Below are 20,768 nucleotides of genomic sequence, written 5' to 3'. Positions count from 1 at the left end.
GGTACGAGTCGGGGGGGCGCGCATGGGAAGGGTGAAGGGGATCGCGGTCCTGCTGGCGGTGGCGCTGAGCTGGCCGATCGCGGCGCTCGCGAACAGCATCTGGGTCTCGGACGGCACCGGCTCGCCGCCGCCGGCGATGCCGCTCACCGCGCCGATGTGCGCCGGCTCGGCCACGGTGGACGCGGACTACTTCTCGCTGCTGTCCGACAGCGCGTCGGGCATCTCCGTCAGCTCCCTCGGCTTCAGCTTTCCCGCGAGCGCCTCGAGCTACATCGGCCAGGTGTCGGTCGCGGACGACAGCGGCACGGTGCTCGGCACCTCGACGTCCATCACCTCGATCTCCTTCTCCACGCCGATCCAGGTCACCAACGTCGCGCAGCGCTACCACCTCAAGATCACGCCGAAGTCGAGCTTCCCGATGTACTCCACGTCCCCCGCGAACTACCAGGTCGCCGGGCCGGGGGTGGGCGGGACGGTCTCCACGCTGGTCTCGTCCGCCAGCCCGACCAAGTCCTTCAGCAACGCCACCAGCGCCACCATCTACGCCCAGGCGATGCCGGCGGTGCCCGCGTGGAGCAGCCCGGGCTGCTACGTTCCGTCGCAGGTCTCGCTCAGTTGGTCCACCGGCTCGGACGCGGCCTCGGTGGTGGTCCTGCGCCGGGCGTCGTACAGCATCGGCGACTACCCCGCCGCGGGCACGACGTACGCCGCGGGGCAGACCATCGGCTCGAGCACCGTGGTGTACGCCGGCACGGCCAAGAGCTTCGTGGACGCCTCGGTCGTCGCGGGCCAGGGCTACTACTACAAGATCTTCACCCGGGACCTCTGCGGGAACTACTCGAACAGCGGCGCGCAGGCCGGGCCCATCGCCGTGGACGCGAAGCCGGCCGACCTCGCCTGGGGAAGGACGAACGTCACCAGCGCGCAGATCGGCCTCACCTGGTCCGGGACCATCGTCAGCTCGGCCCTGGTGCTGCGGAGCAGCGCCCCCGTCGCCGACGCGCCGGTGGACGGCCAGACCTACGCGGCGGGCGCGACCATCGGCCAGAGCGCGGTGGTGTACGCGGGCGCCGGCACCTCGCTCGCCGACACGACCGTCGGGAGCGGGCCCTACTACTACAAGCTCTTCAACAAGGGGCTCTGCAACGGCTACTCCCCGGGCGTCTCGGTCGGACCGCTCCAGACGAGCCCCATGACCGCGATGCCGGCCTCGAGCGGCCGGCTCTTCGTGAACAGCAACAACCTCGTGCCCACGCGCGCCTACGACGGCGCGGCGAACGCCTTCGGCGCCTCGGTCGAGCCCACCGGCTCCACCACCGACGGCGCCGGGTACCTGCTGCTGCGGTCCTCGCCGGTCTACTCCCAGTATCTGCTCGGCCGGGAGGGCGGCACCTCGGGCCTCACCTTCTACCAGGGGCTCGACACCAGCTGGCCAAGCGTGGTCGTGGCCGGCACCACCGCCACGAGCGCGGTGCGCAACTACGACGTGGGGTTCACGGCGTCGGGGACCGCCATGGTGGTGGCGCCGAACGGCGCCGGCTCGGTGAAGTACGAGTCCTGGGACCCGGTGGCCAAGAGCGGCTACTGGGCGACCTACACCTCGGGCGCCTTCACCGGCACGCCGGTGATGATGAAGCTCGTCCCGCGTCCGGGCACGAACGAGCTCGCGCTCATGGTGGTGGACGGCAACGGCAAGCTCGTCACGCGGTTCTGGGATGGGACCCAGTGGGACGCGGAGGTGGTGCAGAGCACCTCGGTCTACCGGGCCGCGGCGCTCGGCGACTCCGACGCCTTCGACGGCGCCTGGGAGGGCAAGACCGGCAACTTCATCGCCTTCTTCGCCGAGGGGTCGGGCACCTCGTCCACGCTCTACTCCCAGCGCCACCTGCGCCAGGCTCCCGGCTGCACCGCCTACGCCTGCGAGACCGCCGCCTGGGGCGCGAAGACGCTCTGGGGCGCCTTCGGCTCGGGGCCGCTCCAGGTCGTGGCCGCCGGGAACCCGCTCTCGAACCAGATCGTGGCCGCCACCAACGCCGGCCAGGCCATCCACCCCATCGTCTGGAGCGGCGCGGCCTTCGGGCCGAGCGCCGCCGTCTCCTCCGCCAACGCGTCGCCGGTGGCCGCGGGCACGAAGCCGCTCGCGGTGGGCTGGGTGTCCGCGGCCGGCTCGAGCGCCGCCATGGTCATGTGGGACACGGCGCAGACCGGCGGGATCACCTACGCCTGGTCGCTCGACGGCAGCTTCTCCGCGCCGCAGCTCGGCTCGTTCGGAGGGGCGGTCCCCGGCTCGAAGACCTGGATGCAGGCGGAGTCGGACCCGCTCGCCGCCACCAACCTGATGCTGACCTTCCAGGACAGCGCCGGCAAGGTCTGGGCGAAGCGGCTCGCCTACAAGGGGGGCACGAGCTTCGCCTGGAGCGACGCGGACGGCGGGAGCTCCCTCAACGCCGCCGCCAGCACCTCGACCCTCGGCTTCGGCTTCTCCTACGACCGCGCGGTCCCCACCGCCGCCTGGACCGTCTACGTCGGCGACGGGACGAACCCGCCCGGCGTGACCTCCGGCGCGCCGGCCTGCCTCGCCTCCGCCAGCCCCGCCGCCACGCCGCTCGACGCCTTCACCCTGCGCAGCGACATGGGCGACGTGCTCTCGACCGTCACCGTGACCTTCGTGGCGGGCTCGGCGCCGTACCTCGCCCTCGTCGAGGTCACGAGCGACGACGGCGGCACCGTCTACGGCTCGGTCGCGACCCCCGGCTCCGACGTGGTCACGGTGCCGCTCGCCACGGCCATCAACGTGACCGCCACCGCGACGCAGTACCGGATCCGGGTCACGCCCAGGGCCTCGCTGAACCTGCCCACCTTCGCCGTGAGCGGCGTCGTCACGGGGATCGTCAGCCTGAGCCCCTACGCGTCGATCCAGGACGGCGCGAGCGCCGCGCTGTACCTCGAGCAGACCACCCCGGACGCGAGCTGGACCAAGGTGACGCCGACGAGCTCCAGCGTCTCGCTCGCCTGGAGCCGGCCCGCCGACGCCACCTCGGTGCTGGTGCTGCGGAGCGCCGCGCCGGTGCTCGACGCCCCCGCGACCGGCCAGACCTACGCCGCGCCGGGCGCGCTCGGCGCGAGCACGATCGTCTACGCCGGCGCGGGCAGCACGTTCACCGACGCCTCCGTCAGCCCCGGCGTGGCCTACTACTACAAGCTGTTCGCCGGCAGCGCGTGCGGCGGCTGGTCGGCGGGCCTGCAGGCGGGCCCGTACCGCGCCGGCCAGGCGGTCACGGCCTACGCCCCGTCCTCCGGGCACCTCTCCTACGACGTGGGCGGCGCGGCGATCCAGGGCAAGGCGTACGACGGGATCGCGAACGCCTTCGGCGGCGCGGCCGCCACCCGGACGCTGGGGACCGGCCTCACCAAGCTCGTGGATCGGGCCGCCCCGACCCGCAACGAGCACCTGGTGGGCGCCATGCTCGGCTCGTCGCTGTACGTCCAGCGCTGGAACGGGACGAGCTGGGTGGACGACTGGACCTACTACCTGCAGACCACGAGGAAGTACGTCACCAACGTCGCCTACAACGCGTGCAACTACCCCTACAACTCGGGCACGCCGCTCGTCACCCGCCGCTACGACATCGCCTACCTGTCCTCGGGCAGCGCCGTGGTGGTGTACGCCAAGGGCGACGGCCAGGGGCCGGTGGTCGGCTACCGGATCTGGAACGGCACGAGCTGGACCGACGAGCGGCTGCTGCGGCTGTCGCGCCTCGTGAACGACGTGGCCCTGGTGAAGCTCACGCCCCGCCCCGGGACCGACGAGCTGGCGCTCACGGTCTCGGACACCACGCTGACGGGCTACAACAACTATCCGACCGGGAACCTGACCACGGTGTTCTGGAACGGGAGCACGTGGTCCGGCGAGCCGGCCGCGGCGCACACCGGCCTGCAGTACGGGGCCTGCCAGCCCGGCGACAGCGACGACGTCTCGGGGGCCTACGAGAGCCTGACGGGCAACTTCATCCTCTTCTGGACCGAGGTCGACGCCGGCCTGACCAGCATCTCCAACAAGTACCGCTACTACGACCGGAGCGCGGGCTGGCAGTCGCCGGTGGCCCTCGCCAGCGCCGGCTCGCAGACCGTCAACGGCGGCGCCCCGGGCGCCCACGTGGTGGCGGCCGCCGATCCGATCAGCAACCGGGTGGTGGCCGCGACCGACGTCTACCAGGGGAGCTACCCCTCCGGCTCCCAGATCAACGTGGTGCTCTGGGACGGCAGCGCCATCGCGCAGACGGCGGGGCGAGCCGCCCAGAAGTGGAACAACGGCAACATCGACCCGGCGCAGAAGATCCTGGGGGCGGGCTGGCTGACGCGCTCGGGCTCGAGCGCGGCGGTGGTGATCTGGGACGGCTGGGACGACTCCAGCGTCACCTACGCCTACTCCGTGGACGGCGGCGCCTTCTCGCGGTCGCAGTACTGGTCCGGGGGTGGGACGGCCCCGGCGAGCAAGAGCTGGCTCGAGGTGGCGCCCGACCCGGGCTCGCCCGACACCCTCATGCTCGCCTTCTCCGACGCCAACCGGAACCTGTGGGCGAAGCGGCTCAACTGGAGCGGGGGGACCTCGTTCAGCTGGACCGACGCCGACGGCGGGGCGTCCCTGAACGCCTCGCCGGCCTCGGACTACCGCGGCTTCAGCTTCTCCTACGACCGGGCGCCGGTCAGGACCAACCTCGGCGACGGCGCGAACCCGCCCGACTGGCCCGCGGGGGCGCCGCTCTGCGCGGCGCCGCTCGGCGGGGCCACGTCCCTCGACGCGTTCACGCTCCAGAACAGCGCCGGCTCGAACGGCGTCACCGGCGTCACCGTGACCTTCGCGCCCGGCGCCTGGCGGTACCTCGCCAGGGTGGAGGTCACGGACGACGCGGGGAACGCGCTCGGCTCGGTGGACTACCCGACCACCGACGTCCTCACCGTCCCGCTGGCCCAGCCGCTCACGGTCACGGGCAGCGCCGTCCAGTACCGGGTCCGCATCACGCCGAAGACCAAGGCGGCCATGCCGGCCGCGCCCGGCGCCGCCTTCGCGCTCACCGGGACGGTGACGGCCGTGAACGGCGGCTACACCAACCTCAGCGTGAGCGATCGCGGCGGGGCGACGGTGGTGATCGACGACCTCACGCCGGCCGCGCCGACCTGGGGCACCACCGTGAACGGGCAGGTGCAGGGGAGGGTGGTGCGGCAGGACGGCCAGGTGACGCTCAACTGGACCCCGGGCCCGAGCCACACCTCGGTGGTGATCGTCCGGGACACGGTGCCCATCGTCGGCGCGCCGGTGGACGGGCAGCTCTACCCGGCCGGCGCCTTCATCGACTCGAGCCTGGTGGTCTACAGCGGCCCGGGCACGACCTTCACCGACACCTCCCTGATCGACGGCACGCGCTACTACTACGCCGTCTTCGGGGCCGACTCGTGCTTCAACTACTCGGTCGCGAACCCCACCGGCCCGGTGATCCCCCAGCCGGCGCTGCTCGCGGTGGCGAGCGCCTCCGTGAGCGCGGACGTGACCAGCTGCAGCCAGGCCACGGTGACGGCCACCTTCGGCGGGGACACCAACGACAACAGCGCCACGCTGTTCCAGCGCGGCCTCTCGCCCACCGGGCCGTGGACGGCCATCGCGGGCTGCCCGTCGCCCGTCGGAGGCCTCGGCGCGCGCACCTGCCTGGACACGACCCTGTCGGCGTCGCAGGCCTACTACTACCAGGCCACCTTCACCGATCCCGACGGCACGGTCCCGCCGGTGGTGAGCAGCGCGGTCTTCGCGCCGGTCTGCGCGTCCCTGGCCCTCGCGCCGGCCCTCCCGGAGCCGACCGGCGGGACGGTGGCCGCCGGCACCGCCGGGGTCAAGGTGGCCCGCTTCAGCCTGACGGCGAGCAGCGGCGCGGTGACGCTGGAGTCGCTCGACCTGGCCAACCTCGGCTACGCCAGCCTGCTCGACGGCCTCCGCTTCCAGCTCGTCGAGGACGCGACGGGGAACGTGGTGGGGAACGCCGCGGCCTCCGGCAGCGGCTATCACTTCTCGAGCCTCGCCTACGCCGTCCGCGCCGGCAGCCCGGTGACCCTGGCGCTGCTCATGTCGGTCCCGCGGGGCGCCACCCCGGGCGACACCTTCCAGGCCTCCCTGCAGCCGTCCAGCCTCGCCCCGGACGCGCCGGCCTCGAGCGGCGGCACCGGCGTGGTCGGGAACGTGTTCACCATCGTCGCGGGTCCGAGCTCCGGGAACCCGGCCCTCGGCTCGCCCATGGTGGAGATCCTGAACCCGCGCAGCGGGACGCTGAGCCCGGCCCGGACCGGGATCCGCGTGCAGGTGCGGGTCTACCATCCCGCCGGGCTCGCGGCCCTGGCCCCGAGCAGCCCGGTGACCATCACCTCCGACGCCTGGGCCCACGCGACGGCGCTCACCCTGAGCTCCAAGTACCCGGCCACGCCGGCCGGGAGCCCCACCGCCGGCGTCTACGAGACGGTCCTGCCGCTCCAGTCGGGCGCGTACACCCTCGTGGCCAAGGCCAGCAACGGCACCCAGACCACGCTCTCCACCCCGGTCACCCTCACCATCCTGCGGCAGGGCGCGGGCGACGGCATGCTGCTCGGGCGCGAGAACTCGTCGCAGCTCTGCACCGACTGCCACAACGTCCCCACCCACTCGAGCGAGACGACCCAGAGCCAGTACGGGGCCTGGAGCACGCACTGCCGCGACTGCCACGCGCCCCACGGCACCACCAACGTCTACCTGGTGGCCGGGCAGATCACGCCACCGCCGGTGAACGGCTACCAGCCGACGCGGGCGGTCTCGTTCCAGGCCACCTGCGGCGACTCCGCCGACCCGGCGTGCGGCGGGAAGCCGTCGTACGTGAACGCGGATCGCACCGGCCCGTGCCAGGTGTGCCACACCCGGACCCAGGATCAGTCCACCGGCCTGCCGCGCTGGCGCGCCGACGGAAACCTCGACGCCCACTACTCGGCGAGCCCGGGGCCGACGCAGCGCTGCACCGACTGCCACAGGCACTCGACCGGGTTCTCGGCCGATCCCGCCGGCGGCCGCGACTGCGTCCTCTGCCACAACGCCGTCCTGTCGCCGATGCAGACGACCACGGCGCACCACCACCTCATGGCGTCCTCCTGGTCGGGCACGAGCGCGGGCAGCGGCGTGACCAGCTACCCGACCTCGCCGCCGAGCGGGTCGCAGGTCGACGTGAACCGGCGCTGCCTCATGTGCCACGTCGATCACGACCTCTTCCTGCCCTCGCTGAACGCGGCCGGCGGGCGCGGCATGAACCTCCGCACCGACATCGCGCTCGTGCCGGCGCTGCCGAACGTGAACTTCACCAACACCGACTTCATCGCCGCGACCGGCGGGCTGTGCGTCTCCTGCCACAAGGGCGCGCTCACGAAGTCGTACGTGGACTCGAGCGGCTCGACGCAGACGCTCGTCATCGACGCCTCCGCGTTCTCCTCCGCGGCCCACAACTACGCCGCCGCGGAGCCCTTCAAGGACGTCGGCCAGAACCAGTTCCAGGCCAACTGCGCCAAGTGCCACGTGGACCGGCTCGGCAAGCGGTACTCGACCGATCCCGAGGCCAGGTTCGGCCTGCACGGGGCCGACTGGATGGACTCGTCCACGCTCTGCTACTCGTGCCACCGGAACGCGGGCGAGGCGCTCGACGGCTGGCCGGCGAAGGCGATGTCGGCGAGCGACCTGTACGCCGCGACCGCGATGACGCCGCCGAGCACGAGCCTGTTCGCGCTCGGCTCGGCGCAGTACTGGCCGGACGACTTCCCGGCCGGCACCTTGACCACCTACTACACGCCGCCGACCGGGTACCGGACCAGGCACGAGATCGGCGCGAACCCGGCGGCGCACAAGCCCGGGGTCGAGGGGGCCGCCGCCGCCGACGGCTCGCTCTCGGGCGCCAACCGTCACGTGGAGTGCGCCGACTGCCACGATCCGCACCGCGCCGGGCGCACCGGCGGCGGCGCCGCGACGGTGACCGGCTTCGTGGCGGGCACCGCGCAGGCTTCGGGCGGCGTCGAGTCGGCCGCCCTCGACGTCCTCACCGACTCCTCCGCCGCCTGGCCGGTCAACGGGCGCGTCGGCTGGACGGTGAAGATCGTCTCCGGGACCGGGGCGGGCTCGACGAGCACCGTCTTCGCCAACACCGCCACCACCCTGACCGTCAAGTTCGGCGGCAGCGACCCCGCCCCGGCCGCCGGCAGCAAGTACGTGGTGATCTCGAACGGCGCCTTCGGGGCGACCGACCCCGGCGGCGCGCTCAAGGGGGCCTGGGGCGTGGAGCCGGCGTTCCCGGCGCAGCCCCCGCCCCCGGACTACTGGGACGGGTGGGGCACCGACGGGCAGCCGATCGTGAACGGCGACGCGACGTTCCGGGGCCAGGACGGCGCCCAGAGCCCCGCCTCGCAGCCCGTCTACAACCCGGTGACGCTCACGCGGACCGCGACCCCGAGCACCTCGGCCGGCGTGTGCCTGAAGTGCCACTCGAGCTATGCCTACGGCACCGACCCGAGCGCGGCGCCCTGGTCGAACAACCGGCGGGGGTCCATCGCGGCCTTCTCCGGCGCCAACTCCGGCCCGTTCTCGTCGATGGTCTTCAACGACTTCAGCCTCGCCAGCGCCGGCGGGTGCACCTCGCTCCTCGGCAACGGCGCCGCCATGTCGCCGCTGGTCCAGGCGTCCCCGGCCGGCTGCCTGCGCGAGAGCGACGTGGCGAACGAGTTCAACCCGAACAACCTGGCCCACCACGCCGTCTTCGCCCCCGGACGCAACCAGCCGCTCGTCTCGAGCGACGTCGCCGGCTCGGTCTACAACCCCAACTGGCCCCGCTTCGTCTCGAGCACCGGCGTGACCGTGAGCGTCGCCGACAACGCGTCCGGCAGGGGCGTGGTGACGCTCAGCGGCAGCATCTGGCCCGCGACCACGCTCCCGGGCTGGTTCCTCTTCGTCGGCAGCGCCGCGCCGGCCCAGGGCGCGGCCGGGTGGTACCAGGTGGCCGCGATCCAGGACGCGACGCACCTCGTGCTCGACCGGAGCGCGGCGGCCCGGGCCGGCTCCGGCCAGGCGTTCGCGCTCACCCCCGGGCTCGGGGCGACCTTCGTGCCGCCCTGGGGGCCCTGGAGCACGCTCAAGTGCACCGACTGCCACGCCAGCGACGACGTCGCCGCCCCGGCGGGCGCGACCGACGCCTACGGCCCGCACGGCTCCGGCCAGCGCTGGCTGCTCCGCAACTACAAGGGCAAGACCTACCCCGTCTACTCGACGTCGGGCGCGGTCACGAGCACCACCGCGGGGCAGTTCCAGACGGTGAGCAACGTCGCCGTCGACCCCCCGGGGAGCGGCAGCTCGCCCTACCGCACCAACTTCTGCCTGAACTGCCACCGCTTCGAGGTGTACGGCGACACCCTGTACCAGTCGCCGGCGAAGTACACCTGGTCGCGCGCCATGCATCCGCCGGCCACCGGTCTCCACTACGGCGGGCAGATCAACTACGTGGTCGCCCAGACCGAGCGCGGCATCGCCTGCATGATCTGCCACGGCGGCGGCCGCGTCGGCTCCATCCACGGCTCCAACCTGGGCCACGGGCACGGCACCAACTTCGCGGGCGGCTCGCAGCGGGCCGGCAGCTACTCGGGCAAGCGGCTCATGAACGGCGAGGGCCTGGTCGGCTTCCAGCGCGGCGGGACCTCGGCCTCCTACCTCTGCTACACGAAGCAGGGGAGCGACGGCGTCAGCGCCTGCGGCTACAACCACCAGCAGTACTACAGCGGCGGCAACGTCTTCTACGACTACGAGAGCGGCGTCGATCCCTGATCCCTCGCGCCTGCCGGAGCCGGTGACGCGCCGAGGGCAGGTGCTCCGGCGCGGCGCCCGCTACCGGTGCCCTCGCCCGTGCCACCCGCCGGCTCCGGCTCGCGGGCCCACGAAGGCCCGCGAGGGCGCCGGCCGCGAGAAGCCCCGGTACACGCCGCCGCGGTAAGGGCCCCAGGGGCGCGCGGCCGCGATGGCGTGCGGCGGGGCCGGCCGGTAGTGCCAGCGGCCCGGGTCCCGCCACCAGCCGCGGCCGTACCAGCCGTAGTGCACCGGGCCGTAGACGAAGTACGGCCAGGGGCCGATGCCCCAGACCCAGGGCGCCATCACCCAGGTCCAGCCGACCGAGGGGTAGTAGACGTACGAGTAGGGAGAGCCCTCGCCGTCGGGAGGGACCCAGGTGTACTCGTCGGCGTAGGGGAGCCACACCCAGCCGTACTGGCGCGTGTAGGTCCACTGGCCCGGCGGCGTGCCGTTCTCAGCGGCGCGGTCCTGGCGATCGGGCGGGGAGGCGGGCTGCTGGCGTGACGCCGGGGGGCGGACCTGCGGCGCCGGCGCGTCCTGCGGCGCCGGGGCCTGCTCCTGGGCCCGGGGCTCGGCGGGCGGAGGGGCGGGCTCGTCTCCGGGACCAGGGCTGGTCCCCTGGGCGCGCGCCGAGGGGGCGAGCGCGAGGGCGGCGAGCAGGGCAAACGCGTGTCGGACGGTGAAGGCGCTCATGGAAGACGCTCCGGCCGGCCTGGGTGCCGGCTCTCCTGAACCTATATGAACCCGCGGCGGCCCGCCGGGTTACGCCCATCTGCGTCCGCGCCCCGCCGGGCGAGCCGAGGCCCCGGCGGTCGCGGGCGTGGTCCGGCGGACGGGTGTCCCCAACGGCCCCGGCGCCACCTTCTCCCGGAGGCCTACCATCGTGGTCGCACGCTGTGGAGAGGCGCCCGGAGGGGCCCGTTCGGCGTCCCTCCGATCCTCGGGAGGTGAGCCGTGATCTCGGTCGTGTCCCTGGCGGTGTCGCTCTGGCTCTTCGCGTCGGCCTGGCTCTTGCCACACGTCCCGGCGAACGCCGCCAACGCGGTGATCGTCGCGCTCGTGACCGCCGCGTCGGCGGCGCTCTCGTTCCGCTGGCCTCGCGCCCACTACGCCATCCTCTACGCGGGCATCTGGCTCTACCTCTGCCCGATGATGCTCCCGCACGACGGCCTGCTCGTGCACCTGCACGACGCCGCCGTGGCGTTCACGCTCATCTTCCTGTCCCTGCTCTCGTGGAGCTGGAGCAGGGCGCCGCGCCTCCTGGACGACCTGCGCCAGCTGCGCGCCTGAGCGCGTCACTCGGCCCTTGGCGCGGCCTGCCGCTGTGGTAGGCTGCGCCGCCGCGTCGGGGCGGATCCGCGCCGGCGCCATCTCATCGCGACGGGGGGGCCGTGGAAGAAAAGCTCGCGCTGGCGCCGGGGAGGCTCTCGGCGCTGCTCAGGGGAGGGCTCTCGGGGCACCACCCGCTCTTCGAGGTGGACGCGATCCGGGAGGCCTTCTCCGTCGCCGACGAGGACCGCGCCGTCTCGGCCGACGAGGCCGACGAGGTGGGCAGCGCGCTGCTCGCCATCGCGAGCGACCCGCTCCCGCGCGCGCGGCTGGCCGTCGAGGGGCTGCGCCCCTCCGCGCGCGAGGCGCTCATCCGGCTCTACTTCCGCCTCCTCGGCCAGGCCGAGGAGAAGAAGGTCGTCCACTAGGGCCCCATGGAGAAGGGCCGCCCTCGCCCCGCCTCGCCTCCCGCCGCGACCGGGCGCGGCGAGCCGGGCGCTCGCCGCGGCGGCCCCTCCGCCCTCGAGGCCGGCCTCCCCCGCGAGCTCGCGCGGGCGCACCTGCCGCTCCCGGTGCTCGACGTGCTGCGCCGGCTCGACTCGGCGGGCCACCGCTCCTGGCTCGTGGGCGGCGCCGTCCGCGACCTGCTCCTCGGCCGCCGCCGCGCCACCGCGGACTTCGACGTGGCCACGCCGGCCCGGCCGGCGGAGGTGATGCGGCTCTTCCCCAAGGTGATCCCGACCGGCGTCGAGCACGGCACCGTGACCGTGGTGCTCGGGGGGGAGCACGTGGAGGTCACCACCTTCCGCGGCGAGGGCGAGTACCGCGACGGCCGGCGGCCGTCCTCGGTCACCTTCCACGAGGACCTGGAGGGCGACCTCGAGCGGCGCGACTTCACCATGAACGCCCTCGCCTTCGACCCGGTGGGGCGAGAGTTCCGCGACCCGTTCGGCGGCCGGGCCGACATGCGGGACCGGCTCATCCGCGCGGTGGGCGATCCGGGGACCCGCTTCGGAGAGGACGGGCTGCGGCCGCTGCGGGCGGCGCGCTTCGCGGCGCAGCTCGGCTACGCGCTCGACCCGGAGACCCGCGACGCCGTCCCGGGCGCCCTCGAGGTGGTCCGCAAGGTCTCGGCCGAGCGGGTCTGCCAGGAGCTCTCCCGGCTGGCGGTGGCGCCGCACGTCGCCGGCGGGCTCGAGGTGCTCGCCGGGACCGGGCTGCTCGAGGTGGTGCTGCCGGAGCTGGTGGAGCTCGAGCCGGACCTGCGCGCGCACGCCTTCGCGGCCGCGGCGGAGGCGCCGCCGGAGCTGGCCCTCCGGCTCGCCGCGCTCCTGCACGTGGTCGAGCCGGAGCGGGTGCGCGGCTGCCTCGCCCGGCTCCGCTTCGCGAAGCGGCTCGCGGAGGCGGTGGCGCAGCTCGTCGCGGAGCAGCGCTGCCTCGAGCTCGGCCCTCCCGGCGCGGCCGAGGCGGCCGGCTCGGACCCGGCGCTGCGACGCCTGCTCTCCCGGATCGGGGTCGAGCAGGCGGAGGCTCTCGCCGAGCTCTGGCGCGCCGACGCCCGCAGCTCCTCGCGCGCCCACGCCGCGGCCGGGCTCCTGTCGAGCTACCGCCGGCGGCTCGCCAGGGTGCTCGCGGCGAAGCCGCCGCTCAGCGCCGGAGAGCTCGCCCTGGACGGGGCGTCGATCATGAAGGAGCTCGGCATCCCGCCCGGGCGCGAGATCGGCCAGGCGGTCCGGCACCTGCTGGACCACGTGCTGGAGGACCCGAAGCGCAACACCCGGACCCGTCTTGCCGCAGAGCTCGCGGCCTGGTGGGAGGCGCGGCGAACCGGCGACGCCTGACGCATATACTTGCGTCGAGGCTCGACCATGTCTCCGCGGGTGCTCTGCATCGAAGGCGATCCCGGCCTGCGCGCCACCGTGCGGGAGCTGCTCGAGGAGAGCGGCTTCGCGGTGGACGAGAGCCCGACCGGGCTCGCCGGCATCGAGCGGGCCCTCACGCTGCCCCCCGACCTCGTGCTGGCGGACGTGCACCTGCCGGACATCGAGGGGCCGGAGCTCGCCTCGCGGCTCAAGCAGGAGCGCTCGCTGGCGCGGGTCCCCTTCGTGGCGGTGGGCACGGGGCCCGCCGAGCACGACGTGGCCATCGCCGCCGGCTGCGACGGGTTCATCGAGCAGCCGATCGCGCGGGACCGCTTCGTCTCCGAGGTCCGGGCCTTCCTCGCCGGCAAGCGGGAGCTCCTCGACGAGCGCGGGGAGCGCGAGAACCTCAGGACCTTCTCGGCCGGGCTCGCGGCCAAGCTGGAGCAGGCGGTGGCCGGGGCGAGCGACGCGGCGGCCCGGCTCGACCGCTCGGACCGGCTCCGCAGCGCCTTCATCCACAACCTCTCGCACGAGCTCTCGACGCCGCTGACGCCGCTCGCCGGGTACCTCCGGATCCTGCAGTCCGGCAAGCTCGGGCCGCTCTCCGACCAGCAGCGGAAGATCCTCGACAGCGTCCTCGCCGCGGTGGGGCGGCTCACCCGGATCGTGGACAACCTGTCCGACTTCGCGAGCCTGCAGGCGGGGCAGGCGGCCATCCTCCACGCCGTGGTGGACCCGGATCAGCTCGCCGAGGACGTGGTGGCGGAGCAGCGCGCCGCCATCAAGGAGGCCCGCCTCCACGTCACGGTCACCCGGGGCGGCGGCGGGCCGGTGCAGGCCGACGCCCGCAAGCTCCGCCAGGCGCTCGCCAACGTGGTCTCGAACGCGGTGAAGTTCTCGCCGCACGGGGGCGAGGTGCTGGTGGAGGTGGCGCGGGCCGGCGACCGGCTCCGCTTCTCGATCTACGACCAGGGGCCCGGGATCCGCGGCGCCGACGCGGTGAACGTCTTCGAGCCGTTCTTCCACGCCTCGCGCAAGGGCGACGCCCGCGCGCCCGGCTCGGGGCTGGGGCTGCCGGTGGCGCGGCGGATCGCCGAGGCGCACGGCGGCCAGATCGTGCTCGAGAGCCCGCCCCGCACGCAGCCGGCCGGTACGCCGCGCCACTTCACCGGCACCAAGATCGTGCTCGAGATCCCGGCTCGCCCCGTCGAGGCCCGGCCCCAGCCGCCGGCCCAGGTCTCCGGCTGAGGGCCCGGGCCCGGGTTCCACCGCGGCGCGTCCTTGGGCTAGATTCCGCACCTCCGATGCGCGTGCTCGTCGCCATGTCGGGCGGGGTGGACTCCGCCGCCGCCGCCGCGCTCCTCCAGGCCGAGGGGCACGAGGTGCTCGGCGTCACCATGCGGGTCTTCGACTACTCCGACCGGGCGCGGGGGCGCTCCTGCTGCGGCCCGGACGACCTCGAGGACGCGCGGCGGGCCGCGCGGCGCCTCGGGATCCCGTTCTACGTGGCCGACCTCGAGGAGCACTTCGGGCGGAGCGTCGTGGACCGCTTCGTCGAGGACTACCTCGACGGCCTCACGCCGAACCCCTGCATCCCCTGCAACAGCGAGGTGAAGTTCGACTGGCTCCTGAAGCGGGCCCGGGCCCTCGGCGGCAAGCTCGCCACCGGCCACTACGCCCGGGTGGAGCGGCGGGGCGGGCGCTACGCGCTCCTCACCGCCGCGGACGACGCCAAGGACCAGACCTACTTCCTCTACCGGCTCGGGCAGGACGAGCTCGCCCACGTGCTCTTCCCGGTGGGCGGGCTGCGCAAGCCGGAGGTGCGGGCCGCCGCCGCCGCCGCCGGGCTCGCGAACGCCGCCAAGGCCGAGTCGCAGGAGATCTGCTTCGTCACCGACGGGGACGCGGCCCGCTTCGTGGAGCTGCGCGCGCCGGGCCGGGTGCGCGAGGGCGAGCTCGTCTCCACCTCGGGCGAGGTGCTGGCGCGCCACGGCGGCGTGCACCGGTTCACCGTGGGCCAGCGCCGCGGCCTGGGGGTGACCGGGCCCGCGCCCCGGTACGTGGTGCGGCTCGAGCCGGAGCGGGGCAGGGTGGTGGTGGGGACGGCCGACGAGGCCTCCCGCGCCGAGCTCACCGCGACCGACGTCCGCTGGGTCGCGGGGGCGCCGCCGCCCGGGCCGGTCGAGGCGCGGGTGCGGGTGCGCCACCGGCACGAGGGGGTGGCGGGCACGGTCCGGCCGCTCTGCGGCGCGCGGGCCGAGGTGACGCTCTCGCGCCCGGTGCGCGGCGTCGCCCCGGGCCAGGCGGCGGTGTTCTACGCCGGCGACGAGGTGCTGGGTGGCGGCCGCATCGCCCGCTGAGCGGCCGCGCCTGGCGCTGGTGTCGCTCGGGTGCCGGGTGAGCCGCGGCGACCTCGACGCGGCCGCGGCGGCGCTCGACGGCGCCTGCGCGCTGGCGGCGCCCGGCGAGCCGGCGGACCTGGTGCTGATCCAGACCTGCACGGTCACGAACGGCGCCGACCAGGCGGCGCGCAAGGCGGTGCGGCTGGCGGCGCGGGTACACCCGGGCGCCCGCATCGTGGTGGCCGGGTGCTACGCCGAGGTCGCGCCGGAGGCCTGCCGCGCGCTGCCGGGGGTGGCCGCGGTGGTGGGCGCGCGCACCGGCGGCAGCGTCGCGGCCGCGGTGGCGCGGCTCCTCGGGCGGGACGCCGCGCCGGCCGAGGCGCCGCCGTTCCCGGCGCGGCACACGCGGGCGGTGCTCAAGGTCCAGGACGGCTGCGACGCCGCCTGCGCCTACTGCATCCTGCCCCGGGCGCGCGGCCCGTCGCGCTCGCTCGCGTTCGAGGAGGCCCTGGCGCGGCTCGCCGCGCTCGGCCGCGGGGCGCGCGAGGTGGTGCTGGCCGGGATCCACCTCGGCCACTACGGCCGCGACCTCTCGCCGCGCCGCACGCTCGAGGCGCTGGTCGCGCGCGCGGCGGCGGACGGGCTCGCGCACCGGCTCCGGCTCTCCTCGATCGAGCCGCTCGAGGCGCCGCTGGCGCTCTTCCGAGGGCCGGCCGCCGAGCGGCTCTGCCCGCAGCTCCACCTCCCGCTCCAGAGCGGCTCGGATCGGATCCTGGCCGCCATGCGGCGCCCCTACCGCGCCGCCGGCTACCTGCGCGTCCTCGAGGAGGCGGCGCGCGCGCTCCCTGGCGGGAACCTCGGCGCGGACGTGATGGCCGGGTTCCCGGGGGAGACCGAGGAGGATCACCGCGCCACGATCCGGCTCGTCGAGGCCTCCCCGCTCACCTACCTGCACGTCTTCACCTGGTCGCCGCGGGAGGGCACGCCGGCGGCGGACCTGCCCGGCGCGGTGCCGGGGCCGGTCGCCCGGGAGCGCGCGGCCGAGTTGCTCGACCTCTCGCGGCGGCGGCGCCAGGCCTACCTCGCGGCGCAGCGGGGCCGCCAGCTCGAGGTGGTGGTCGAGCGGGTCGAGGGGGGCTTCTGCGTGGGGACCGCGCGGAGCGGCGTGACGGTCCGCTGGCCCGCCGGCGGCGAGGCGCGCGGCGCGCTGGCGCAGGTGGTCGTCACCGGGAGCGACGGCCGGCGGTGCCTCGGACGGGCCAGGGATACCCCCTAGGCAAGTTGCCACCGGCGGGGCACGGGCCTAAGACTCGGCCATGCGCCTGGCCGATGGCAGGACGGTGCCGGACCTGCGGCTCGACGCCGCGGCGGTGGCGCGCTGCCGGGAGCTGGCCGACCGGATCACCGCGCCGGTGATCGGCTTCGTGGAGCGGCACACCACCGTCTCCATCGAGCGCGCGGTGCTGCGGCTGTTCGGGTTCCACGGCGCCGGCTCGCGCGGCGTCCCCTTCGTCAACCTGATCGTGGACGAGCTGCACGCGCGAGGGCTGGTGGGCCGGGGCGCGGCCTGGTGGCTCGGCTGGGCCATGCGCCAGGGCGCGCGCGACCCGCTGCAGGTGGCCGAGCGGATCGCGGCCCTGCCGCGCGACCCGCCGCCGCTCCCGGCGGAGGAGGACGAGGCGCTCCGGGCCGAGATGCGCCGGGAGGCGCGCGCCGCCGCCGCCGAGCTGCGCGCCCGGGTGGAGCGGCGCGACGCGCTCAAGGCGGAGCTGGGCGCGGGGCCGCTCCCGCACAAGTACCTCATCGTCGCCTCGGGCAACATCCACGACGACGTGGAGCAGGGGCGGGCGGCGGCGCAGGCCGGGGCGGACGTGATCGCGGTGATCCGCTCCACGGCGCAGTCGCTCCTCGACTACGTGCCGCACGGCGCCACCACCGAGGGCTACGGCGGCACCTACGCCACCCAGGAGAACTTCCGGATCATGCGCGAGGCGCTCGACGCCGAGTCGCGCAAGCTCGGCCGGTACGTGCACCTCACCAACTACTCGTCCGGCCTCTGCATGAGCGAGATCGCCATCGCGGCGGCGTGGGAGCGGCTCGACATGCTGCTCAACGACGCCATGTACGGGATCCTGTTCCGCGACATCAACATGAAGCGGACGCTCTGCGATCAGCACTTCTCGCGCCGCATCTGCGCCTTCGCCGGGATCCTCATCAACACCGGCGAGGACAACTACATCACCACCGCCGACGCCGACGAGGCCGCCCACACCGTGGTCGCGAGCCACTTCGTGAACGAGAGCTTCGCGCACCGCGCCGGGCTGCCCGACGCGCTCATCGGGCTCGGCCACAGCTTCGAGATCGACCCCGCCCGCGAGGACACCGTGGCGCGCGAGCTCGCCCAGGCCCTGCTCGTGCGCACCCTCTTCCCGGACGCGCCCATCAAGTACATGCCGCCCACCAAGCACAAGCAGGGCGACATCTTCTTCAGCCACGCCTACGACACCATGGCCGACGTGGTCTCCTGGCTCACCGGCCAGCACATCCAGCTCCTCGGGATGATGACCGAGGCGATGCACAACCCCTTCCTCATGGACCGCTACGTGGCGCTCAAGACCGCCGACTACGTCTACCGGGCCTGGCGCTCGCTCGGCGGCGAGCTGCAGCTCAGGCCGGGCGGCGCGGTGGAGCGGCGGGCGGCGGAGACGCTCGGCAAGGCGCTCGGGCTCCTCGAGGAGGTCGCGGACGAGGGGCTCTTCCAGGCCATCGGGAAGGCCCGCTTCGGCGACGTGGCCCGCGCCGAGGACGGCGGCAAGGGGCTCGAGGGCGTGGTGCCGCGCGACGACGACTACTTCAACCCGTTCCTCGAGATCCTGGAGGGCGCCGCATGAGGAGGCTCGCCGCCGTCACCGCCGCGGTCGTCCTGGCCTCCTGCGCCGGACGCCGGGGCCCGCCCTCGGGCGCCCCGAGCCGGGATCAGGGGATGCTCACCTACGGCGTGGGCGCGCTCAGCTTCGAGGCGCCCGCCGACTGGAGGGCGCAGGGCGAGGCGCGGCGCTTCACGCTGCTCCGGCCCGACGAGCGGGCCAAGCTCGACGTCCAGCAGGTGGAGCGCACGTTCGGCAGCGAGAAGGAGTGCCTCGCCGACGCCGAGGCGGCGCTCGCCCGGGGCAGCGGCGGGCTCCAGAACATGCGCCGGCACCCCACCACCTTCGCCGGACGGCGCGCGCTCCTGCAGGAGGCCGACGCGGGGCAGTGGCACGGCTGGGCCTGGGCCGTCTGCGCCGGCCCGCACCAGTACCGGCTCTTCCTCACCGGGCAGTCCCCGCTCGGCGCGGACGTGCTCCGGGCCCAGAAGCTGCTCCTCACCACCGCCCGGGTGGGAGGCGGCTCGTGAGCGCCGGGGGGCGCGCGCTCCGTCCCTACGGCGACCGCCGCGACGACGGCGTGGTGCAGCTCTCGTTCGTGCTGCCGGTGCCGGCGAGCGAGCGCGCCCGGGAGGCGGCGGTCCAGCTCGCCCGCCAGATGGGGCTCGAGGGCGTCCACGTGGCCGCCATGGAGCGCGCCGCCGAGGAGTACACCTTCTTCGTGGTCTACGGCCGCACCGCCGCCGCGGTGGACTGGGACGGGCTCCACGTGCCCGAGGTGGTGGTCCGCAAGCGCTCCTTCGACGAGCTGAACGCGGTCGTGGCCGCCGAGCTCGGCCGCCGGATCGTGGTGCTCGGCGCCTGCACCGGCTCCGACGCCCACGCCGTCGGCATCGACGCCATCATGAACATGAAGGGCTTCGCCGGGGACTACGGCCTCGAGCGCTACCCGGCGTTCGACGCCCGCAACCTGGGGGCCCAGGTGGAGAACGGGCGCCTGGCGCGGCTCTGCCAGGAGACCCGCGCCGACGCCGTGCTGGTCTCGCAGGTGGTCACCCAGCGCGACGTGCACAAGGACAACGCCCGCGCCTTCATCGAGGAGCTGGAGCGGCTCGGGGTCCGGCGCCGCGTCGTCGCGCTCCTGGGCGGCCCGCGGATCGATCACCGGCTGGCGCTCGAGCTCGGCTACGACGCCGGCTTCGGGCCGGGCACGAAGCCCTCGGACGTCGCCAACTTCCTCGCCGCCGCCGTGCTGCGGCGCGAGGGGAGGGAGCTGCGCGGATGACCCTGCCCAAGGCGAGCCTCCGGCTCCGGCTCTCGCAGGCCGACGCCCACTACGGCGGCGATCTCGTGGACGGGGCGCGGCTGCTGGCGCTCTTCGGCGACGTCGCCACCGAGCTCCTCGTCCGGCTCGACGGCGACGAGGGGCTGTTCCGGGCCTACGACGCGGTGGAGTTCCTCGCGCCGGTGCACGCCGGGGACTACCTCGAGGTCGAGGGCGAGGTGGTCGAGGTCGGGCGGACCTCCCGCCGCATGCGGTTCGTGGCGCGGAAGGTCCTCGCGCCCCGGCGCGACCTCTCCGACAGCGCCGCCGAGGTGCTCGCCGAGCCGGTGGTGGTCTGCCGGGCCTCGGGCACCTGCGTGACGCCGAAGGAGAGGCAGCGGCTCGGGCCCGGCGCGGCCGGCGCCCAGGGGAGGGGGCCGGCGTGACCACCCCCGCCATCCTCACCGCCGCGGTGGTCGGGGCGGAGGTCACCCGCGCCCAGAACCCGGCCGTGCCCTACCTGCCGGAGGAGATCGCCCGGGCCGCGGTGGACGCCTGGCGGGCCGGGGCGGCCTGCATCCACCTGCACGCGCGCTGGCCCGACGGCCGCCCCTCGCAGGAGGCCGCCCACTTCACCGAGATCGTGGAGCGGATCCGGGCCGCCGGCTGCGATGCGGTGCTCCAGTGCTCCACCGGCGGCGCGGTGGGGATGTCGATCGACGAGCGGCTCGGGTCGCTCGTCCTCGGCGCCGAGATGGGTACGCTCAACCTCGGCACCATGAACTTCGGCGACGAGGTCTTCGTGAACGCGCGCCCGGACATCGTCCGTGTGGCGAGCGCCCTGCGGGCCCGCGGGCTCGTCCCGGAGTGCGAGGTCTACGACGCGGGGATGCTCGATACGCTGCGGTGGCTGCTCGCGCAGGGGCACCTCGCGGCCCCGTACCACGTGCAGTTCGTGCTCGGCGTGCCGGGCGGCCTCTCCGCGAGCGAGCGGAACCTGCGGTTCCTGCTGGAGGGGCTGCCGGAGCAGGTCCACTGGTCGGCCGCCGGCGTGGGGCGCCACCAGCTGCCGCTCGCCGAGCTCGCGCTGCGACTCGGCGGGCACGCGCGGGTGGGGCTCGAGGACAACCTGTTCGTCGCGAAGGGAGTGCTGGCGCGTGGCTCCCACGAGCTGGTGGAGCTGGCCGTGGCGGCCGCCCGCCGCGCCGATCGCCACCCCGCGTCGCCCGCCGAGGCCCGCCGGATCCTCGGCATCGCCACCGCTTGACGGTCCCCTTC

General features: G+C 74.6%; 13 protein-coding genes. 12 read left to right on the top strand and 1 reads right to left on the bottom strand.

Translation table 11 applies throughout. From position 1 onward, the window contains the following. Nucleotides 1-22: 22 nt before the first annotated feature. On the top strand, nucleotides 23-9,865 hold the full coding sequence (locus tag AMPC_RS05060) for a cytochrome c3 family protein (protein ID WP_248344843.1): 9,843 nt from the start codon (nucleotides 23-25) through the stop codon (nucleotides 9,863-9,865). Nucleotides 9,866-9,925: 60 nt separating this feature from the next. On the opposite strand, the gene AMPC_RS05055 is transcribed toward AMPC_RS05060, so the two are convergent. Next, nucleotides 9,926-10,579, bottom strand: coding sequence for a hypothetical protein (locus AMPC_RS05055; protein ID WP_248344841.1), 654 nt, complete (start codon nucleotides 10,577-10,579; stop codon nucleotides 9,926-9,928). 261 nt (nucleotides 10,580-10,840) lie between these two features. On the opposite strand from AMPC_RS05055, the gene AMPC_RS05050 reads away from it, so the two are divergent. From AMPC_RS05050 to AMPC_RS05000, 11 genes are all read left to right on the top strand, one after another. Next, nucleotides 10,841-11,176, top strand: coding sequence for a hypothetical protein (locus tag AMPC_RS05050; RefSeq protein ID WP_248344839.1), 336 nt, complete (start codon nucleotides 10,841-10,843; stop codon nucleotides 11,174-11,176). A 101-nt stretch (nucleotides 11,177-11,277) separates the two neighbouring features. Then, the gene (locus AMPC_RS05045) at nucleotides 11,278-11,583 is read left to right on the top strand and encodes a hypothetical protein (protein WP_248344837.1); all 306 of its coding nucleotides are present in this window, start codon (nucleotides 11,278-11,280) and stop codon (nucleotides 11,581-11,583) included. A 6-nt stretch (nucleotides 11,584-11,589) separates the two neighbouring features. After that, the gene (locus AMPC_RS05040; protein ID WP_248344835.1) at nucleotides 11,590-12,996 is read left to right on the top strand and encodes a CCA tRNA nucleotidyltransferase; all 1,407 of its coding nucleotides are present in this window, start codon (nucleotides 11,590-11,592) and stop codon (nucleotides 12,994-12,996) included. Between the two features lie 27 nt (nucleotides 12,997-13,023). Next, nucleotides 13,024-14,265, top strand: a complete 1,242-nt coding sequence (locus AMPC_RS05035) for an ATP-binding response regulator (RefSeq protein ID WP_248344834.1) — start codon at nucleotides 13,024-13,026, stop codon at nucleotides 14,263-14,265. A 56-nt stretch (nucleotides 14,266-14,321) separates the two neighbouring features. Beyond that, a complete protein-coding gene (gene mnmA, locus AMPC_RS05030; protein WP_248344832.1) occupies nucleotides 14,322-15,377 on the top strand; it encodes a tRNA 2-thiouridine(34) synthase MnmA in 1,056 nt (351 codons plus the stop codon). Beyond that, nucleotides 15,355-16,635 (top strand): MiaB/RimO family radical SAM methylthiotransferase, encoded by a 1,281-nt coding sequence (locus tag AMPC_RS05025; RefSeq protein WP_248344830.1) that lies wholly within the window; start codon nucleotides 15,355-15,357, stop codon nucleotides 16,633-16,635. The genes mnmA and AMPC_RS05025 overlap by 23 nt, the downstream gene beginning before the upstream one ends. 40 nt (nucleotides 16,636-16,675) lie before the next feature. Then, the gene (gene kamD / locus AMPC_RS05020; protein ID WP_248344828.1) at nucleotides 16,676-18,250 is read left to right on the top strand and encodes a lysine 5,6-aminomutase subunit alpha; all 1,575 of its coding nucleotides are present in this window, start codon (nucleotides 16,676-16,678) and stop codon (nucleotides 18,248-18,250) included. After that, complete coding sequence (locus AMPC_RS05015; RefSeq protein WP_248344826.1) at nucleotides 18,247-18,756, top strand: hypothetical protein; 510 nt, start codon at nucleotides 18,247-18,249, stop codon at nucleotides 18,754-18,756. The genes kamD and AMPC_RS05015 overlap by 4 nt, the downstream gene beginning before the upstream one ends. Next, nucleotides 18,753-19,511: a lysine 5,6-aminomutase subunit beta gene (gene kamE / locus AMPC_RS05010; RefSeq protein ID WP_248344824.1), complete on the top strand. Its 759-nt coding sequence runs from the start codon at nucleotides 18,753-18,755 to the stop codon at nucleotides 19,509-19,511. Before AMPC_RS05015 ends, kamE begins: the two co-directional genes overlap by 4 nt. Beyond that, nucleotides 19,508-19,936 (top strand): 3-aminobutyryl-CoA ammonia lyase, encoded by a 429-nt coding sequence (gene kal / locus AMPC_RS05005; protein ID WP_248344822.1) that lies wholly within the window; start codon nucleotides 19,508-19,510, stop codon nucleotides 19,934-19,936. Before kamE ends, kal begins: the two co-directional genes overlap by 4 nt. Beyond that, the gene (locus AMPC_RS05000) at nucleotides 19,933-20,757 is read left to right on the top strand and encodes a BKACE family enzyme (RefSeq protein WP_248344821.1); all 825 of its coding nucleotides are present in this window, start codon (nucleotides 19,933-19,935) and stop codon (nucleotides 20,755-20,757) included. Before kal ends, AMPC_RS05000 begins: the two co-directional genes overlap by 4 nt. Nucleotides 20,758-20,768 lie beyond the last annotated feature (11 nt).

It is taken from the genome of Anaeromyxobacter paludicola, assembly GCF_023169965.1.
GTDB classification, from domain to species: domain Bacteria; phylum Myxococcota; class Myxococcia; order Myxococcales; family Anaeromyxobacteraceae; genus Anaeromyxobacter_B; species Anaeromyxobacter_B paludicola.
Note: the sequence above shows the minus strand (reverse complement) of the source record. Positions and strands in the feature narration are given on the sequence as shown.

Excerpts from the sequence above, each read along its gene's own strand:
- kal (WP_248344822.1), top strand. The coding sequence starts at position 19,508 with ATGACCCTGCCCAAGGCGAGCCTCCGGCTCCGGCTCTCGCAGGCCGAC.
- AMPC_RS05060 (WP_248344843.1), top strand. The coding sequence starts at position 23 with ATGGGAAGGGTGAAGGGGATCGCGGTCCTGCTGGCGGTGGCGCTGAGC.
- AMPC_RS05040 (WP_248344835.1), top strand. The coding sequence starts at position 11,590 with ATGGAGAAGGGCCGCCCTCGCCCCGCCTCGCCTCCCGCCGCGACCGGG.
- mnmA (WP_248344832.1), top strand. The coding sequence starts at position 14,322 with ATGCGCGTGCTCGTCGCCATGTCGGGCGGGGTGGACTCCGCCGCCGCC.
- AMPC_RS05015 (WP_248344826.1), top strand. The coding sequence starts at position 18,247 with ATGAGGAGGCTCGCCGCCGTCACCGCCGCGGTCGTCCTGGCCTCCTGC.
- AMPC_RS05035 (WP_248344834.1), top strand. The coding sequence starts at position 13,024 with ATGTCTCCGCGGGTGCTCTGCATCGAAGGCGATCCCGGCCTGCGCGCC.
- AMPC_RS05055 (WP_248344841.1), bottom strand. The coding sequence starts at position 10,579 with ATGAGCGCCTTCACCGTCCGACACGCGTTTGCCCTGCTCGCCGCCCTC.
- kamD (WP_248344828.1), top strand. The coding sequence starts at position 16,676 with ATGCGCCTGGCCGATGGCAGGACGGTGCCGGACCTGCGGCTCGACGCC.